Origin of the sequence: Ruegeria sp. HKCCE4148, assembly GCF_017872495.1 — a bacterium.
Taxonomy (GTDB): Bacteria; Pseudomonadota; Alphaproteobacteria; order Rhodobacterales; family Rhodobacteraceae; genus Ruegeria.
In genome coordinates this window covers 625,574-643,545 of record NZ_JAEDOS010000001.1, presented here as the reverse complement: position 1 = coordinate 643,545, position 17,972 = coordinate 625,574, and the positions used below count along the sequence as shown (strand labels likewise).

Here is a 17,972-nt window from a genome sequence, read left to right as displayed (position 1 = left end):
TGACAATATACGGGAATACCGAAGAAAAGCCTGTTTGCCTAGTGTGGTGGCAACCAATCGGAGACCTCTGAAATGTACGACTTTGCCGTGTTCTGGGACTGGATGGCGTTTGCCGTGCGCTGGTTGCACGTGATCACCGCCATGGCCTGGATCGGATCCTCATTTTATTTCATCGCGTTGGACCTGGGGCTGAACCGCAATATTCCGGGTCCGGCGGATGGCGAGGAATGGCAGGTGCATGGCGGCGGCTTCTACCATATCCAAAAGTACCTGGTTGCCCCTGAACGGATGCCCGATCACCTGACCTGGTTCAAATGGGAAAGCTATTCAACCTGGCTCAGCGGTGCAGCGCTGCTGATGATCGTCTACTGGGTCGGAGGAGAGCTGTATCTGATCGATGCGGAAAAGGCCGATCTGGCCCTTTGGCAAGGCATTCTGATCTCGGCAGCCTCGCTGACCGTTGGATGGCTGGTCTATGATTTTCTGTGCAAGTCCGGGCTTGGGGAACGCCCTACTTTGCTGATGGTTTTGCTGTTCGCGCTGCTGGTCGCGATGGGTTGGGGCTACAACCAGATCTTCACCGGGCGTGCGATGATGCTGCATCTGGGCGCGTTCACCGCCACGATCATGACGGCAAACGTGTTCTTCATCATCATGCCCAATCAACGCATTGTGGTGGATGATCTGAAAAACGGGCGCACACCGGATCCGAAATACGGCAAGATCGCCAAGCTGCGCTCGACGCACAACAACTACCTGACTTTGCCCGTCCTGTTCCTGATGCTGTCGAACCACTACCCGCTGGCGTTCGCGACGGAATACAACTGGATCATCGCCGCGCTTGTGTTCCTGATGGGCGTCACCATCCGGCACTATTTCAACACCCGCCATGCACGCGCCGGCAATCCCACCTGGACCTGGTTGGCCACGGCGCTGCTGTTCATTGCCATCATGTGGCTGTCGACAGCCCCGATGTACCAGCCGCTGGAAGAGGCAGAGGCACAGCCACTAACACCATATGAACAGAAATTTGCTGATGCGGACGGGTTCGAAGACGCCCATGACATTGTTCTTGGGCGCTGCTCGATGTGTCACGCGCGCGAGCCGGTGTGGGAGGGCATTCTTTGGGCCCCGAAGGGTGTGCTTTTGGAAACCGAGGCCGACATCGCCAGAAATGCAAAGCAAATCTATTTGCAGGCGGGCGTAACCCACGCGATGCCCCCGGCAAACGTAACCTACATGGAACCAGAAGACCGCCAGGCCATCATCCGGTGGGTGCGCAACGCAGGACTGTAGCAGAAACGCAATTTGCCCCAAAATTTCGCATCTGGCTGATAATCTCTTTCCCAGATCGCGCTCAGATGCTCTAACCTGAATGCAAAGGTCCGTGGCAAACACGGTGTATGATATTTGGAACTGGGACATTTGGGGCAATTCATGCAAGGGAGCAAGCCGCAAGGCCGTCTGAGGCGCTGGCTGGGTGTCGCTGTTTTGGCGTTGGCTCCAAACGTGTCACTGGCATTGGAAACCTCTCTGACTGCACCAGGTGCGTCCAAGGAGCTGGTGGATCGCCTGAAAGAGACGTCATCCGTCACCACGGCAGAAGAGCGCGGCCTGGACACCCCGCTTGAAATCCTTTCCGCCGCGCTGTCGGATTACCGCACAATTGTGCAGATTCTCTATGATGAGGGGTATTTCAGCCCTGTCGTCAGCATCAAATTAGACGGTCAGGAAGCCGCCGAGATAAGTTCGTTGACCGTGCCTGCTAAAATCGACCGAGCAGCAATTACGGTTGAGACTGGACCCAGCTTTAAATTTGGCACTGCCACAGTGCAGCCACTGGCCCCTGAAACCGTTCTGCCGGAAGAGTTTGCCACCGGCAAACTGGCCACAACCGGTGCAATTCAGCAGGCCACCTCGGCCGGTGTGCAAGGATGGCGGGATGCAGGCCATGCAAAGGCCGGGGTCGCTGGGCAAACCGTCATCGCGCGTCATTCACAGGCGCAGCTGGACGCTCAAGTCACGCTGGAACCTGGGCGCAGGCTGACATTTGGCAAGATGTTTATCAAGGGCGACACAGATGTGCGCCACACATCCATCGAAAAGATCGCTGGTTTCCCAAGTGGCGAGGTTTATTCGCCTGAAAAGATCCAAAAGGTCGGAACGCGTCTGCGCCGCACCGGCACGTTCAACGTCGTCTCGCTGCAAGAGCGCGAGACACCAAACCCGGATGGAACGTTGGACTTCGATGCCACGTTCGAGGACCTGCCCAAGCGACGGTTGACCTTCGGGGTCGAACTGGCCTCGCGCGATGGCGTTGACGTCACTGCGACCTGGACCCATCGCAACATGTTCAAACGTGCCGAGCGTTTGCGATTTGAAGCGGCGATACGCAATATCGGCGGGGCCGAGGATATCGATGGCCGGATCGGGTTGCGCCTGGATCAACCGGATCGCCTCGGGCCGGACGACAACACGTTCTGGAGCGCATTGCTGGAACGGCGCAACACGGAAAACTACAACGTATCGGTTGCGTCCTTGGCCTATGGTGCACGCCGCACCTTTTCCGACAATTTGTATGCCGAGGCGTCCGCCGGATTTCAACTTTCAAACGCCGATGACGCCTATGGCAGCGGTCGCAAGTTCAGGTATTTCATCCTGCCCTTCCGATCTGAATGGGACCAACGCGACAGCAAAGTCAGCGCCACGCGGGGGTTTTATTTGGATTCGCAAGTCATGCCCTTTGTCGGAATTTCCGGAACGGACACCGGTATCCGCCTGTTCTTTGATGGCCGGGCTTATACAAGCCTGGGGACCGGCGGTCGGATCGTTCTGGCCGGGCGCGCGCAATTGGGCTCAGTTATCGGCCCGCCTGCAGATGGCGTAACGCCCGATTTTCTGTTCTTCTCGGGCGGCGCGGGCACTGTTCGCGGGCAACCCTTCGAAAGCCTTGGCATTCCAGTCGGAACCGGCATCGCAGGCGGCAAGTCGTTTATCGGTTTGTCTGGCGAAATCCGCGGCAAGATCACTGATAGCCTGTCACTGGTCGGGTTTTATGACTACGGTGTTGTCGATACGTCCTCGTTCATTGGCAGCGGTGCAGAAGATCACGCCGGCGCCGGTATCGGCGTAAGATATGATCTGGGCGGATTTGGACCTTTACGACTTGATCTCGCCTATCCGGTGAGTGGCCCCACCGGGGACGGCCTGCAGTTTTACATCGGGATCGGACAGGCATTTTGAAACGGCACCTTTCATATACTCTGCTGATCGGAACGCTGACGTTTGCACCTGTCGCCGGACTGGCGCAGGAGGATGAAGGCGGCAGCATGATCGAAAGGTTCCTGCAGGACACGCTGTCAGGAGACGATCAAAACGTGACGGTCTCGGGTCTGCAAGGCGCGCTGAGTTCGCGGGCTACAATCGACGAGATCACTGTTGCCGATGACGAGGGGGTCTGGCTGACCATTAAGGATGCCGTGCTGGACTGGAACCGACTGGCATTGATCCGTGGCCGGTTTTCCGTCAACGCCCTGACTGCACAGGAAATTGACATCGCCCGCACCCCGGGCACAACCACCAAAGATACGCCGCCCCCAGCAGCCGAAACGCAAGCCTTTCAACTGCCCGAACTTCCCGTCGCCATTGAAATCGGTGAAATCAGCATCAGCGAACTGTCTCTGGGCGAGCCGCTGATCGGCGTTGCGGCAGAGTTGGCAATGAATGGTAACCTGTCGTTGGCGGATGGCACGCTGGACACCAATCTTGATATCACGCGCCTGGACCGCGCCGGGGACGAAATCAAGCTAAGCGCAGGATTTCAGAACGCCGACAGCCAGATCGACCTTGACCTACAAGTGACCGAGGCGGCAGGCGGCCTGATTTCGACGGCTCTCAATATCCCAGACAGCCCACCCATTGGGTTGACCGCAAAAGGGTCTGGGCCAGTAAGCGACTTCACCGCCGATATTGGTCTCAGCAGCGATGGCCAGCCGCGTGTGACCGGGCAGGTTCGACTACGTTCAGCCCCGAACGCTGCGGCGAGCGCAGATGAAGGCATTGCCTTTACTGCCGATCTGGGCGGTGATCTAACACCCTTTGTCGCCGACAACATGGATACGTTTTTCGGCACCAAAACACAGTTGTTCGTGGACGGTCGAACCGAGCCGGATGGCGCGCTGAACATCAGCGACCTTGAGCTGACATCGCAAGCGCTGAACCTCGAAGGTGAACTGCAACTCGCTGCTGGTGGCCAACTGCAATTGGCCGCTTTGCAGGGGCGGATCACGCCGCCGGAAGGGCAAAGCGTGGTTTTGCCGGTTTCGGGCGGCGAAACATCTATTGAGGCGGCACAGATTTCAGCGTTGTTTGATGAGAAAAACGGCAATCTTTGGGACCTGAGCCTTACGGCCAACGGAATAAAGACGCCACAGATCGATTTGCAACGTGCGCAAATCTCGGCACAGGGGACGCTGGAACAAGGGACGGCCCTGCAACTGGATGGCGATCTTCAGGCTGCTCTGGACGGGATCGACCTGGCTGACGATGCGCTGAACGCAGCCGTGGGCGAGCGCATCACGCTGGATGGTGTGTTCGCCTATGGCAGTGATCAAACGGTAAACCTGTCTGGCGTGGAGCTGGTTGGTTCTGATTATGAACTGGGGCTGGACGCGGTGATCAGCGGCCTGTCCACCGGTCTGGCCGTAGATGGCACAGCCACGTTGCAGGCGACGGACTTGTCACGGTTTTCGGATCTGGCGCAGATGGATCTTAGTGGCCAAGCATCTGCCCGGCTTGTCGGGAAAGGCTCTCCTCTGGAGGGCAGCTTTGATGGCAAGCTCGAGGTCGAAGGTAATGACCTGTCCACAGGGCGCGATGACATCGATCCGGTCATTCGCGGCGACACCAAAATCACCATGGACGCTAAGCGCAGTGCAGATGGGATTACGATCCGGGACTTCACCCTGATCGGCGACACACTGCGCGCGCAAGCTGATGGCGCAGTGACGACCCCCGGCGGCAACCTGACCATCGACGGGCAGGCCACGGTTAATGCCCAGGATCTTTCCATCTTCTCCGGCCTTGCGAATCGTAAGCTCGCCGGTGCCATACAGGCACAGCTGAGCGGTAAAGGCGCAGTTCAGACGCTGGAATTCGACGGTACCGCCAGCGTAACAAGCCGAGACATCAAAACTGGTATGTCCGAGATCGACCCGCTGCTTGTTGGTCGGACCGAGATTACCTTTGATGGCGCGCTTAGCCAGGATCAAATCGTGATCCGGGACGCCAAGGTTAACGGAACCGCCCTAACGGCTCAAGCGGCAGCCACAATCGACGATCCGACAAATGCGCTGGCTGTGGATGGACAAGCCAGCCTGAATGTCCCGAACCTGTCTTTGTTCTCGGGCCTAGCCAAACGCGATCTGGCCGGATCGATCAAAACCGAACTTTCGGGCAAAGGTGCTGTAGGCAACAAGAGCTTTGACGTGAAAGGCAATCTTGATGCGAATGATATCAAAACCGGAATCGACACTGTAGACAAACTGATCCAAGGGCGCACAACCTTGACCGTGGATGCGCAGAATGGCGATGCAGGGCTTGATATCCGCAGCTTCCGATTGAAGGGAACTGCCCTGTCGGCAGAGGCGTCTGGCAAACTGGACCGCGACGCCGGAGGGTTAAGCTTTACAGCCGCCCTGGACGATCTGGGCCGACTGTCTGAAACCGTTACAGGCCCATTGAAACTGGATGGAAATGTCGCGCCCACAAGTACGGGTTTCGAGGGCACAGCCAATTTGCAGGGGCCTGACAGCTCTTACGCCAAGGTCGCGGGTTCGGTTGACACGAATGGCGCAGCGGACCTGGATTTCGACGCAAAGTTCAACCGTATCGAAAGGTTTGTGCCTGAATTCCCGGGCACCATCGCAGCTTCGGGCAACGCAAAGCGGGACAATGGGCTTTGGACCATCGATGTCAAAGCCGAAGGGCCGGCTGACATCACCAGTACCGTAGCCGGAACCTTTGATGAAACCAGCACCCAGGCGGATCTGACCGCGCAGGGCGGTGTCAATCTTGGGATTGCAAATATCTTTATAACGCCCAACAAGATCGATGGGTCGGCACGTTTCGACCTGGCCTTGAATGGCGCACCGTCTTTGGCTTCTCTCAGCGGGTCGATCACCACATCTGGCACATCACTTGCCATTCCCGGTGCTGGCCAGACAATCACCGGTATCAGCGGTCAGATCGATCTTGCGCAAAGCCGTGCAACCATCAACCTCAGCGGTGGTGTGCGGGCTGGTGGTGGTTTTACCGTCAGCGGCCCTGTTGACCTCGCGCCACCGTTTAACGCTCAGATCACCACCGCGTTGAACAGTCTCGTGCTAACGGATCAGTTGCTTTACGAAACCACCTTGAACGGCCAGATCGCAATGACCGGGGCCTTGGCCGGAAACAGTTCACTGGCCGGGCAAATCACGTTCGACGAAACAAACATCAATCTTGCAGCCGCCTCAGGCGCGGTCGGCGCAGCCCCAATCCCCGAGATAAAGCATATCAACGAAAGCCGCTCTGCTTTTGTTACGCGTGAACGCGCGGGGCTGGTTGTCACAGAAGAAGCTAGCCAAAGCAATTCCAGAATTGCGCTGGACATCAGCCTGCTGGCCCCCAAAGCCGTGTTTGTTCGTGGGCGGGGCGTGAACGCAGAGCTGGGCGGACGGATTTTCATCGGTGGCACCACCGCTGCTGTCGTTCCATCGGGTCAGATCGAATTGATCCGAGGCAATTTCGACATTCTGGGCCGTAGGCTGGCCCTGACCAAAGGCATCGTCACGCTGCAGGGCGACTTGACGCCTTACATCGAGTTCGAATCCTCGGCCAGCACCTCTGATGGCACCGCAACAATTGAGATTGCGGGACCGTTGGATTCACCAGAAGTGGATGTGTTCTCTGACCCCGAACGCCCGGCTGAAGAGGCGTTGGCAATGCTGCTGTTTGGAAATCGGTTCTCAGAAATATCGCCATTCCTGATCGCACAGATGGCAGCGTCGCTGGCACAACTCAGCGGCGCGGGTGGCGACGCAACCAAGAGTCTGCGTGAATCCACCGGCGTGGATACAATTGATGTCGGCGCATCGGAAAGTGGTGCTGGCCGGTTGGGGGCTGGCGCCTATCTGGGTGAGAACCTGTATACCGACTTTACCGTCAACACCGAAGGTGACACCGAAGTGAACCTGAACTTGGATGTGACTGACAACTTTACCGTCAAAGGCACAGTTGATGGCCGCGGCGAAACCGGCATCGGGGTGTTTTTCGAACGCGATTACTAAGGCGTCATTTTCGGCGAATACCAATCGGCTGCCCAATCTGGGGCGCGGGTGGCAAAGACGCGTGATCCGACACCATCCGTGCCAACCGAGTGACCGCCCAATCCGGATAGGGTTCAGAGCGACCCGTTCTGTGGCTGACATTCATGAACAGCACTTCTTGCGTGGCACATACAGTCTGGTCGGGGGCCGAGATCATCTGACCGAAATAGTGCCCACGTTTGTGATCTGCATCCAACAATCGAAACTGGAAATAGATCGTCATGTCGTCGGTCACCTCACGCAGGAACTGCATGTGGGATTGCAGGACGTACGGCCCCTGCCCCAACGCCTGGACCTGGGGCTCGCCAAGACCCAATTGATCGACAAGCAGCCGTTCGAAGGCCATGTCGAACGCGACGCCATAGTAGCCGACATTCATATGCCCGTTGTAATCGATCCAGTCTGGTTGCAGCGCAAACTCGTGAATTTCAACAGGCGCATCGTACGGGCCATCATGACCACCTAACGGCTGTGTATCTTGTGACATGGCTGAACAGTCCTCACTCGTCCGGATCTTCAAAGATCGCAACGGCGCGGATGAACCCTGCCGAGGCACCTTTGATCTTGAAAGGGAAACAGGAAATTTCAAACCCTGTCGGCGGAAGCGTTTCCAAATTGGTCAGCTTTCCCATGTGGCAATACCCAATCTCCATCGAGGCGCGGTGCCCTTCCCAGATGATCGAGGGGTCTTTGGTATCTGCATATTCCTGCGCGGTCAGCGGGAAGGGTGCGTCCCAACTCCAGGCATCTGTTCCGGTCACCCGCACCCCGCGTTCTGTCAGGTACAAGGTCGCCTCACGTCCCATACCGCAGCCTTTCATCAGATAGTCAGGTTGGCCATACTGTGTCCCTGCGGACGTATTGACCACCACGATATCCAACGAGTTCAGAGTATGACCGATCCGCTTCAGTTCGGCCTCGACATCCGCTGCGGTAACCACATAGCCATCCTCGAAATGACGGAAATCCAGTTTGACACCGGGGTTCATGCACCATTCCAGCGGCACCTCATCAATGGTGATCGCCCTCTCGCCTTTGTTCATTGTGGAATGGTGGTGGTAGGGCGCGTCCAGATGGGTGCCGTTGTGCGTCGCGATTTGCAAACGTTCCAGCGCCCAACCCTCGCCACCTGGCAGGTCTTCTTTCGCAAGGCCGGGGAAAAAGGCCATGACCTGCTCGGCGGTCTGGTCATGGGTCAGGTATTCGATCTCGGGCAGCATGATCGGCGGGTCCGATACAATGCCGGTTTCCAGCGGAACGGACAAATCGACGAAACGGCGAGGCATATGCAACTCCATCAGAAGAACAGCCACAGGGTTGGCCGCGCGTAAGCTGCTGTCAAGACGCGAAAAAGGCGGCCCGCTAAGACCGCCTTTTCGAAAGAATGATTGGCGCAGAGGTTATTCCGCTGCGATGGCGTCTTCGATCTTTTCGACCTTGATCGCCGAGAACTTGAACTCGGGGATCTTGCCATAGGGGTCGATGGCCGAATTGGTCAGCATGTTCGCAGCCGCCTCGACATAGGCAAACGGGATGAACACCATATCCTCGGCGATCGCCCGGTCGGCACGCACCATGATCTCGATGGAACCGCGACGGGTCGTCAGACGGATCATTTCACCCGGTTCGATCCCCATCAGCTTGAGCGTACGCGGATTCATCGAACAGTTCGCTTCCGGCTCTACCGCATCCAGAACAGTGGCGCGGCGGGTCATAGAACCCGTATGCCAATGCTCCAACTGGCGACCCGTTGTGGCTATCATCGGATACTCTTCATCCGGAGCTTCATCCGGTGGGATGATACTGGCCGGGGTGAACCTGGCCTTGCCATCAGCCCGTGGGAAACCGTCGCCAAACACGATGGACTGGCCCGGATCGGTTTCGCTGAGCGACGGGTAGGTGATCGTCTCGGTTTCCAGACGCTCCCACGTGATGTTGTCCAGTGACTGCATGGTCAGCTTCATTTCGTTGAAGACCTGAGACACATCTGTGTAATCCCAGTTCAGACCGATACGCTGCGCCAACTCGACAGTGATCGCCCAATCCTCGCGCGCCTCACCCGGAGGTGCCACGGCCGGGCGTACACGCTGTACCTGGCGGTTGGTGTTCGACACCGTCCCGTTCTTTTCATAGAGCGCCGAGGCCGGCAGGATGATGTCGGCATAGTTCGCCGTCTCGGTCAGGAAGATGTCCTGCACGATCATCAGATCCAGCTTGGCCAACGCATCACGGGCGTGGTTTACATCCGGGTCGGACATGGCCGGGTTTTCGCCCAGAATATACATACCCTTGATGTTGCGCGCATAGATCTGATCAATGATCTCGGTAACGGTCAGGCCCTTCTCGTTCGAGAAATCATCCGAGCCCCAGACATCGGTGAACTGAGCCCGGATGTTGTCATCCGTGACGGTCTTGTAGTCCGGCAGGAACATCGGGATCAGACCCGCATCAGATGCGCCTTGAACGTTGTTCTGGCCACGCAGCGGGTGCAGACCCGCGCCGGGCTTGCCCACGTTGCCGGTCATAAGCGCCAAGCTGATCAGGCAGCGCGAGTTGTCGGTGCCGTGGATATGCTGGCTGACGCCCATGCCCCAGAAGATCAGACCGGCCTTGGCCTGCGCAAATGTGCGGGCCACGCGGCGCAACTGATCTGGTTCGATGCCACAGATCGGTGCCATCGCCTCGGGCGTGAACTGGCGCAGATGTTCTTTCTCGGCCTCCCAGTTCTCGGTCCAGCGGTGGATGTACTGGCTGTCGTAGAGTTCCTCTTCGACAATCACGTTCATGATCGCATTGAGCATCGAGACATCAGCACCCGGGCGGAATTGCAGCATTTCGTCAGCGAATTTGCGCATGCCGACACCGCGCGGATCCATCACAATCAGCTTGCCACCGCGCTTGGTGAATTGCTTGAAATAGGTCGCTGCAACAGGATGGTTTTCAATCGGGTTGGCCCCGATGATGATCGCCACATCCGCGTTTTCGATCTCGTTGAAGGTCGCGGTCACAGCACCCGAGCCGACGTTCTCGATCAGAGCCGCAACGGACGACGCGTGGCACAGACGGGTGCAGTGGTCGACGTTGTTGTGCTTGAATCCCTGACGGATGAACTTCTGGAACAGATAGGCTTCTTCGTTGGTGCACTTGGCCGAACCAAAGCCCGCAACGCTGCGCGGATCTTCGTCGCGCAAGGCTTTTAGCTTGGTGGCGGCCAAATCCATCGCCTCTTCCCAGGTCGCTTCGCGGAAATGGGTCGACAGGTCTGATGGATCGACGTTCAGGCCCTTTTCAGGGGCGTCTTCGCGCCGGATCAACGGCTTGGTCAGGCGGTGCGGGTGGTGGATGTAGTCAAAGCCAAAGCGGCCTTTGACACACAAACGGCCTTCGTTTGCGGGGCCGTTGATGCCCTCGACATATTTGACCTTACCGTCTTTAACCTTCAGCGAGACCTTGCAGCCCACACCGCAGAACGGGCAGACGCTTTCGGTTTCGCTGTCGTAGTCTTTGCTATCGCCCAGTTGCTGGTCGTCCAGCACGGTGGCGGGCATCAGCGCACCGGTCGGGCAAGCCTGAACACATTCACCACAGGCCACGCAAGTTGATGCGCCCATTGGGTCGTTCTGGTCAAACACCACCTGCGCAGTGTGGCCGCGACCGGCCATGCCGATCACGTCATTCACCTGCACGTCGCGGCAAGCGCGGACGCAGAGGTTGCAGTTGATGCAGGCATCCAGATTAACGCGCATCGCGACGTGGCTGTCATCCAGCAGCGGGATTTTCTCGGCCTCTTTCGCCGGGAAACGGCTGTCGCTGACATCGTTCAGCTTGGCGATATCCCAGAAATGGCTTGAGGTGTCGTGCGCTTCCTTTGGCTGGTCCGCGACCAGCAGTTCCATGACCATGGCGCGGGACTTCTCGGCACGCGCGCTGTCGGTTTTCACAACCATGCCGTCCGCCGCAGGACGGATGCACGAGGCGACCAACGTGCGCTCGCCTTCGACCTCAACCATACAAGCGCGGCAGTTGCCGTCGGGTTTGTAGCCCGGCTGAGGCTTGTGGCACAGGTGCGGAATTGTGAAACCTTGCCCTTTGGCGGCTTCCCAGATGGTCCAGCCTTCGGGCACAGTGACATCTTCGCCGTTCAGGTTGAAGGTGACGGTCTTGGTTGGACTTGCGTCAAGCATGGCTCTGTCTCCCTCAGATTTCGTCAGCGAAATGTTTCATGACTAGGCGGATCGGATTCGGGGCCGCCTGCCCCAGACCGCAGATCGAGGCATCTCCCATGACCTGGCACAGATCTTCCAACAGTTCGGTGTCCCATTTGTCGGCCTGCATCAGCTTAACCGCCTTTTCGCAACCCGCACGGCAGGGCGTGCACTGACCGCAACTTTCATCTTCGAAGAACCGCAGCATGTTCAGCGCAGCGTCGCGGGCGGTGTCCTGATCTGACAAAACCACAACCGCAGCGGAGCCGATGAAGGTGCCCAGCGGTTGCAGAGTGTCAAAGTCGAGCGGGACGTCATCGATGCTGGAGGGGAGAAGACCTGACGACGGCCCGCCCGGTTGATACGCCTTGAACACATGGCCTTCGGCCATGCCGCCGGCGGCATCAATCACATCCAGAATGGTCGAACCTGCGGGCAGCAGGTAAACGCCCGGCTTAGCCACCCGACCCGAGACCGAATAGCTGCGCAGGCCCTTGCGACCGTTCTTTTCGGTGCTGTTGAGGCATTCCGGCCCCTCTCGGCACACTTTGGTGACCCAATACAATGTTTCGACATTGTGCACCAAGGTCGGGCGGTTAAAGACACCAACCTGCGCCACGAACGGAGGACGGTGACGGGGCAGGCCCTTTTTGCCTTCGATCGACTCGATCATCGCAGATTCTTCGCCGCAGATATAAGCGCCAGCACCCCGGCGAAGGTCGATGTAACCTTCTTCGACGATACCCGCCTGTTCCAACGCGGCGATCTCACGGCGTAGGATTTCCAGCACCGCAGGGTATTCGTCACGCATATAGATAAAGCAGGTCTCGGCCTCGACCGCCCAGGCGGCGATCAACATGCCCTCAAGGAAGACATGCGGCGTGCGTTCCAGATAGTAACGGTCCTTGAACGTGCCGGGTTCGCCTTCATCCCCGTTCACGGCCAGATAGCGTGGACCTTCGTTCATGCGAACAAAGCCCCATTTCTTACCAGACGGGAAGCCCGCGCCACCCAGACCGCGCAGGCCCGAGGACAGCACGTCTTCTTGCACCTTTTCCCAATCACCGCCGTCGCGCAGCTCCTTCAGCTTGGCGTAACCGCCATTGGCTTCGTAGGCGGCGAAGGCTTCATAATCGGGCAGATGGGTATGGGTATCTTCCGCGGCAATCGCGACCTGTACCTTTTCAGGGGTCGCATGATCGATATGGTTGTGACCGATCTCCAACACCGGAGCTGTATCGCAGCGGCCCATACACGGCGCGCGGACAACGCGAACCTCAGAGGCGTCCAACCCGTTTTCCAACGCTTTCTGCAACTGCTGGGCACCGGCCATTTCGCAAGACAGGGAATCACAGACCCGGATCGTCAGCGCGGGCGGAGGTGTTTCATCTTCTTTCACCACATCGAAATGGGCATAGAAGGTGGCGGTTTCATAGATTTCCGCCTGACCGATGCGCATCTCAACTGCCAAAGCTGCAATGTGGTCGGCACTGATATGACCGTGCGCGTCCTGGATCAAATGCAGGAATTCAATCAGCAAATCGCGGCGGCGCGGGCGATGGCCCAACAGGCGATGAATCTCGGCCTGCGCCTCATCCGTGAATTGACGGCCTTTGGGCGTGTGCCGCCCCTTGCCTTTACCTGACTTCCAGACGCCCTTGGGTGCGCCTGATGGCTTGATATCTAATGGTGCCATGATGCCCTCCGATTGAGGCTCCGTGTCTCATCAGATCAGCATATCGTCAAATCGCATTTGGCAATCGCACGATAACGACGGTTTATCACCGTAAAGACGTCACCACGCTACGCAACGCGCCGACCGTTGGCAGTTCTGGGTCGCGACTGAGGGTGGCCAGGCAAATGGGTTTGCTGACAATGGGATCGACCAGCGGCAACACACGGGTCCCTTTCAAGTCGCCCAGCGCGCGCACAAGGACCCGAGGCACGACAGTGGCCGCCAGCCCCTCTCTCGCCATGACCATTGAAGCGGTGAAGCCGCTGGTTTCGGCTACGACGTCAGGATGCAGGCCCTGTTCCGCAAAAATCCGGTCCAGGATACGACGATTCTGCATCTGCGGCTCAAGCAGGCTCAACGGAAAATCGGCGACCTGAGCCCAGGGAATCGGGCCAGTTTCCTCGGTCATGTGGGATGGCACCAACAGGACATAGGTTTCCTCGTACAGTGGCTGCACTTGCCGCAGGTCCGTACCGATGCTGTCGCCATAAGTTATCCCTGCATCCAGGCTGCCTTCGTCCAGTCGGTGCTGAATCGCGGTGGCGGACATGGTTTCAATCCGGGTCACGATCCGGGGATGGGCCATACGCAGACGTTTGATCAGGCGACCGGTGAACGCGATTGCTGTGGGGATCACGCCCAATATCAACGTCCCTGTGATCTCACCCTTGGCTGCCAGCACTTGCTGCTCCAGCGCCTTGGTGTCATCGAGGATACGTCGCGCCCGTTGGACAATCATCTCGCCCTCTTCCGTGAGACCCTGAAACCGGTTTGCGCGGCGGACTATGGATAGGCCAAGCCGATCCTCGAGATTGCGGATACGCATCGAGAACGCGGGCTGCGAAATCCCGCATTCCTCGGCCGCTTTGGCAAAATGGCGATGACGCGCCAAAGCGCTGAGCAATTGCAGGTCGCGGATTTCGATCATTTCTAGTCGGTCCAACTTGAGAGCAAACGGCAGACTAACGCGTTTTTACCTGCATAGAAATGCGCTTCATCCACGAACTTCGGAGAGTTTCTTTTTGAACCTGTCAGCGATACTATGAAAGACGCGGTGGATGCGAGTATTGGGATGATTAAGGGCAAATATCTCGATGATCTGATGCTTGGAGACTCCTTCGAGACCGGAGGCGTAACTCTTACAGAGGGCGCGATCGTGGATTTTGCCCTCGTGCACGATCCGCAACCATTCCACATAGACAAGATCGCTGCGACAGAGTCCATTTTTGGCGGCCTTATCGCAAGCGGCTTTCAAACCATAGCGCTTACCTTCCGGCTATTTCGCGACACTGGTGTGCTTAACGGTACAAATCTTGGCGGCCACGGCATGGACGAAGTGCGCTGGCTCGCACCGGTTTTCTCGGGGGATACTATCTGCGTGCGCGTAACGGTCGAGGCGATCACGCCTTCACATTCAAAGCCTGACAGGGGTACGGTGCGTTTCCGGTATCGTACATACAACCAAAAAGACATCGAAGTACTCAGCTTCATCATTGACCATGTGATGGCACGGCGGGGACAAGCAGACTCAGCAAAACCGACGAGAGAAGCGAAGCGCACAAAATGAATGTGATCCTAGAATTTCAGAAACTGTTTGATGGCTATGTCGAATGTTATCGATCCAATGACCCAGCGGGATGCGCGACCTATTTCACAGACAATGCAGAACTCTTCTCACCGTATGGGCCTGCGGTAAAGGGTCGGAAGGCGATCGAAGCGGCGCATGCCGCGTGGATAGAAGAGGATGCCAAGTCCAAAGCTATCGAGGTCGTACAAGCCGATATCAACGGCCATATTGGCTGGTGCCTTGCGCGTTTCAGCGAAGGCGAAGCCGATCATGGGACATTGCTCAACGTGTTATACAAACAGCCGGACGGCAGGTGGCTGATCACCCACTGCAGTCTAAACGAAACGCCCTGAAATACGCGTTTAACAAGCGACCTTAAGTATTAAACAAGAAATGCATCACATCGCCGTCCTTGACGATGTAGCCCTTACCCTCTGCCCGCATCTTGCCCGCCTCTTTCGCGCCCTGCTCGCCATTGGCGGCGATATAGTCGTCATAGGCAATTGTCTCGGCGCGGATGAAGCCTTTCTCGAAGTCACCGTGGATCACGCCAGCGGCCTGTGGCGCGGCGGTGCCGGTGCGGATCGTCCAGGCGCGGGCCTCTTTCGGGCCGACGGTGAAATAGGTTTCCAGCTTCAGCAGGTCGTAACCAGCGCGGATCAGACGGTCGAGGCCGGGTTCTTCCAGACCCATCTCTTCCAGGAACATCTGGGCTTCGTCTTCTTCCAGCAGGCTGATCTCTTCTTCGATCTTAGCGCTGATAATGACGTGGGAATTGCCCTGCGCCGCAGCCATCTCGGCCACTTTCGCTGAATACTCGTTGCCCTCAGCAGCTTCTTCTTCGGACACGTTGCAGACATAAAGCACCGGTTTGGTGGTCAGCAGTTGCAGCATCTTCCATGCCTTTGCGTCTTCGTCGCTCACTTCGACCAACCGCGCCGGCTTACCGTTTTCCAGCATAGCTTGCGCCTCGGCCAACAGGCGATCCTGCTGCTGCGCCTCTTTGTCGTTGCCCTTGAGCTTGCGCACCAGGTTCGCGCGACGCTTTTCGATGCTTTCCAGATCGGCCAGCATAAGCTCGGTCTCAATCGTATCAGCATCGGCCACCGGATCGACACGGCCATCCACGTGGGTCACGTCGCCGTCTTCGAAACAACGCAGCACATGCGCAATGGCGTCAGTCTCGCGGATGTTGGCCAGAAACTGGTTACCCAGACCCTCACCCTTTGAGGCGCCTTTGACTAGGCCGGCAATATCCACGAACGTCATCCGCGTTGGGATGATCTGCTTGGACGACGCTATCGCGGCCAGCTTGTACAGTCGATCGTCCGGCACAGCCACGTCGCCCACGTTGGGCTCGATGGTGCAAAACGGGAAGTTCGCCGCCTGCGCGGCTGCGGTTTTGGTCAACGCGTTGAACAGGGTCGACTTGCCTACATTCGGCAAACCCACGATTCCCATTTTAAAGCCCATCACGGCCTCCTGCATAGAATACGAACGCAGCTTCTATGCAGGTCAGCCTCAATGCGCAAGCCATTGCTGGGCTTGCCACGGCTGAGTCCAAATCGTCACATCACAAAAACGTTCCAAAAACGTGTTCTAGGCTGAAATGAAAAAATGCCCCTTCGATAACCAACTAGCATTGAACGTCGAGAATTCACTGGCAGAATAAAATGAAACAGCTCTTACTTGCGACCGCGTTGACAGTATCCGCATATGCGACAGCCCAAGCCCAACAAGTCATATTTGCCGCTGGACATGCAGACTTCTCTGACAATGCATCCGAGGACCAAGCGCTTTTCTCCCTTGAATACCACCATAAGCCGTTTCATCAGGCGACCCGGTTCAGCGTAGGTTGGGGAACAGCATTGTCTCTTCATGAGAATGGCGATTTTCACATCGGCCTGGGGGTGGTCGGACTGTATGCGCTGAACGAACGCTGGTTTGTCGAAGGCAGCGTTATGCCAGGGTATTTTAACCCAAGTATTGATCTGAACGACTTGGGGGGTGACTTTCAGATCCGCAGTCTCCTTGGCCTTGGCTATGCACTGGACAACGGAAACAGCGTGTCGTTTGCGATCACACATAAATCCAACGCCAGCACAAACGACGATAACCCTGGCGTAAACGCGGTGCTACTGCGCTATCATCTGGGCTTCTGATCTATTCCTGCCCTGGCGGGATTGATTTTCGGTCAAAGTTTCTGCACACGGGTCGAAACCCGACTGCAAGGACATCCGATGACCCGTATCGACGCCAAGTTCGCCGCCCTGAAAGCCGAAGGTAAAAAGGCTTTTGTTGCTTATGTCATGGCAGGAGACCCCAACTATGACACCTCGCTTGAAGTGGTCAAAGGCCTGCCGGGTGCTGGAGTGGACATCATCGAACTGGGTTTGCCCTTCACCGACCCGATGGCCGATGGCCCCACGATTCAAGCCGCGGGGCAACGCGCGCTGGATGGTGGCATGACCTTGCAGCGCACCTTGGATTTGGCACGTGCGTTCCGGGAAACCGACGATACAACACCAATAGTGCTGATGGGGTATTACAACCCGATTTACAGCCGGGGCGTTGACGCATTTCTGGCGGATGCCAAAGAAGCCGGAATCGACGGTCTGATCGTTGTCGACCTTCCCCCCGAGGAAGATGAAGAACTGTGCCTGCCTGCACAGGCAGCAGGTTTGAATTTCATCCGTCTGGCAACCCCCACCACAGATGACAAACGTCTGCCACGCGTTCTGCAGAACACATCGGGCTTCGTATATTACGTTTCGATCACCGGGATCACCGGAGCGGCCGAGGCGCAGGCGACGGATGTCGGCCCAGAGGTCGCCCGCATAAAGGCCGCAACAGATTTGCCCGTGATCGTAGGCTTTGGCATCAACACGCCCGAGAAGTCCCGCAATATTGCATCAGTGTCCGACGGTGCTGTGGTCGGATCCGCCATTGTCAGCCAGATCGCCGCGGGCAAGCCGGTCGCTGAAGTCTTGGATTTCGTAAAATCCCTGTCGGATGGGGCACACAGCGTCTGATCTCAGCGATACATCTCAAAGCTCAAAAAAAACCGTCGCAGTGCCTTGTGCGGCGGGTTTTTGACA

At 57.4% G+C, this 17,972-nt stretch carries 13 protein-coding genes; 7 read left to right on the top strand and 6 right to left on the bottom strand.

Annotated features, from left to right (window positions below; genetic code table 11):
- Window positions 1-72 precede the first annotated feature (72 nt).
- The 3 genes from I9187_RS03165 to I9187_RS03155 all read left to right on the top strand — a co-directional run bounded on the left by I9187_RS03165 (window position 73) and on the right by I9187_RS03155 (window position 7,328).
- Window positions 73-1,296 (top strand): urate hydroxylase PuuD, encoded by a 1,224-nt coding sequence (locus I9187_RS03165; RefSeq protein WP_209509527.1) that lies wholly within the window; start codon window positions 73-75, stop codon window positions 1,294-1,296.
- A 141-nt stretch (window positions 1,297-1,437) separates the two neighbouring features.
- A complete protein-coding gene (locus I9187_RS03160; protein ID WP_171238105.1) occupies window positions 1,438-3,243 on the top strand; it encodes a BamA/TamA family outer membrane protein in 1,806 nt (601 codons plus the stop codon).
- The gene (locus tag I9187_RS03155) at window positions 3,240-7,328 is read left to right on the top strand and encodes a translocation/assembly module TamB domain-containing protein (protein WP_245222938.1); all 4,089 of its coding nucleotides are present in this window, start codon (window positions 3,240-3,242) and stop codon (window positions 7,326-7,328) included. The genes I9187_RS03160 and I9187_RS03155 overlap by 4 nt, the downstream gene beginning before the upstream one ends.
- Window positions 7,329-7,332: 4 nt before the next feature.
- On the opposite strand, the gene I9187_RS03150 is transcribed toward I9187_RS03155, so the two are convergent.
- The 5 genes from I9187_RS03150 to I9187_RS03130 all read right to left on the bottom strand — a co-directional run bounded on the left by I9187_RS03150 (window position 7,333) and on the right by I9187_RS03130 (window position 14,235).
- Window positions 7,333-7,854: a thioesterase family protein gene (locus tag I9187_RS03150; RefSeq protein ID WP_171235341.1), complete on the bottom strand. Its 522-nt coding sequence runs from the start codon at window positions 7,852-7,854 to the stop codon at window positions 7,333-7,335.
- Window positions 7,855-7,867: 13 nt separating this feature from the next.
- Entirely contained in the window at window positions 7,868-8,653 is a 786-nt protein-coding gene (locus I9187_RS03145; RefSeq protein WP_209940057.1) for a cyclase family protein, read from the bottom strand.
- A gap of 114 nt (window positions 8,654-8,767) precedes the next feature.
- Window positions 8,768-11,551 carry a formate dehydrogenase subunit alpha gene (gene fdhF, locus I9187_RS03140; protein ID WP_209509525.1) on the bottom strand — a complete coding sequence of 928 codons (2,784 nt, stop codon included), beginning with the start codon at window positions 11,549-11,551 and terminating at the stop codon, window positions 8,768-8,770.
- Window positions 11,552-11,564: 13 nt separating this feature from the next.
- Entirely contained in the window at window positions 11,565-13,268 is a 1,704-nt protein-coding gene (locus tag I9187_RS03135; RefSeq protein ID WP_171178051.1) for an NAD(P)H-dependent oxidoreductase subunit E, read from the bottom strand.
- 85 nt (window positions 13,269-13,353) lie between these two features.
- Window positions 13,354-14,235: a LysR family transcriptional regulator gene (locus I9187_RS03130; protein WP_171178052.1), complete on the bottom strand. Its 882-nt coding sequence runs from the start codon at window positions 14,233-14,235 to the stop codon at window positions 13,354-13,356.
- A 114-nt stretch (window positions 14,236-14,349) separates the two neighbouring features.
- Between I9187_RS03130 and I9187_RS03125 the strand changes: the two genes are divergently transcribed.
- Complete coding sequence (locus I9187_RS03125; protein WP_209509524.1) at window positions 14,350-14,874, top strand: MaoC family dehydratase; 525 nt, start codon at window positions 14,350-14,352, stop codon at window positions 14,872-14,874.
- Window positions 14,871-15,227, top strand: a complete 357-nt coding sequence (locus tag I9187_RS03120) for a nuclear transport factor 2 family protein (protein WP_171178054.1) — start codon at window positions 14,871-14,873, stop codon at window positions 15,225-15,227. The genes I9187_RS03125 and I9187_RS03120 overlap by 4 nt, the downstream gene beginning before the upstream one ends.
- A 22-nt stretch (window positions 15,228-15,249) precedes the next feature.
- Here the strand turns inward: I9187_RS03120 and ychF are convergent, their stop codons facing one another.
- Entirely contained in the window at window positions 15,250-16,347 is a 1,098-nt protein-coding gene (gene ychF, locus I9187_RS03115) for a redox-regulated ATPase YchF (protein ID WP_171178056.1), read from the bottom strand.
- Between the two features lie 200 nt (window positions 16,348-16,547).
- On the opposite strand from ychF, the gene I9187_RS03110 reads away from it, so the two are divergent.
- Both I9187_RS03110 and trpA read left to right on the top strand, forming a co-directional pair.
- Window positions 16,548-17,036 carry an acyloxyacyl hydrolase gene (locus I9187_RS03110; protein WP_209509523.1) on the top strand — a complete coding sequence of 163 codons (489 nt, stop codon included), beginning with the start codon at window positions 16,548-16,550 and terminating at the stop codon, window positions 17,034-17,036.
- Window positions 17,037-17,114: 78 nt separating this feature from the next.
- A complete protein-coding gene (gene trpA / locus I9187_RS03105) occupies window positions 17,115-17,906 on the top strand; it encodes a tryptophan synthase subunit alpha (RefSeq protein ID WP_171178058.1) in 792 nt (263 codons plus the stop codon).
- Window positions 17,907-17,972 lie beyond the last annotated feature (66 nt).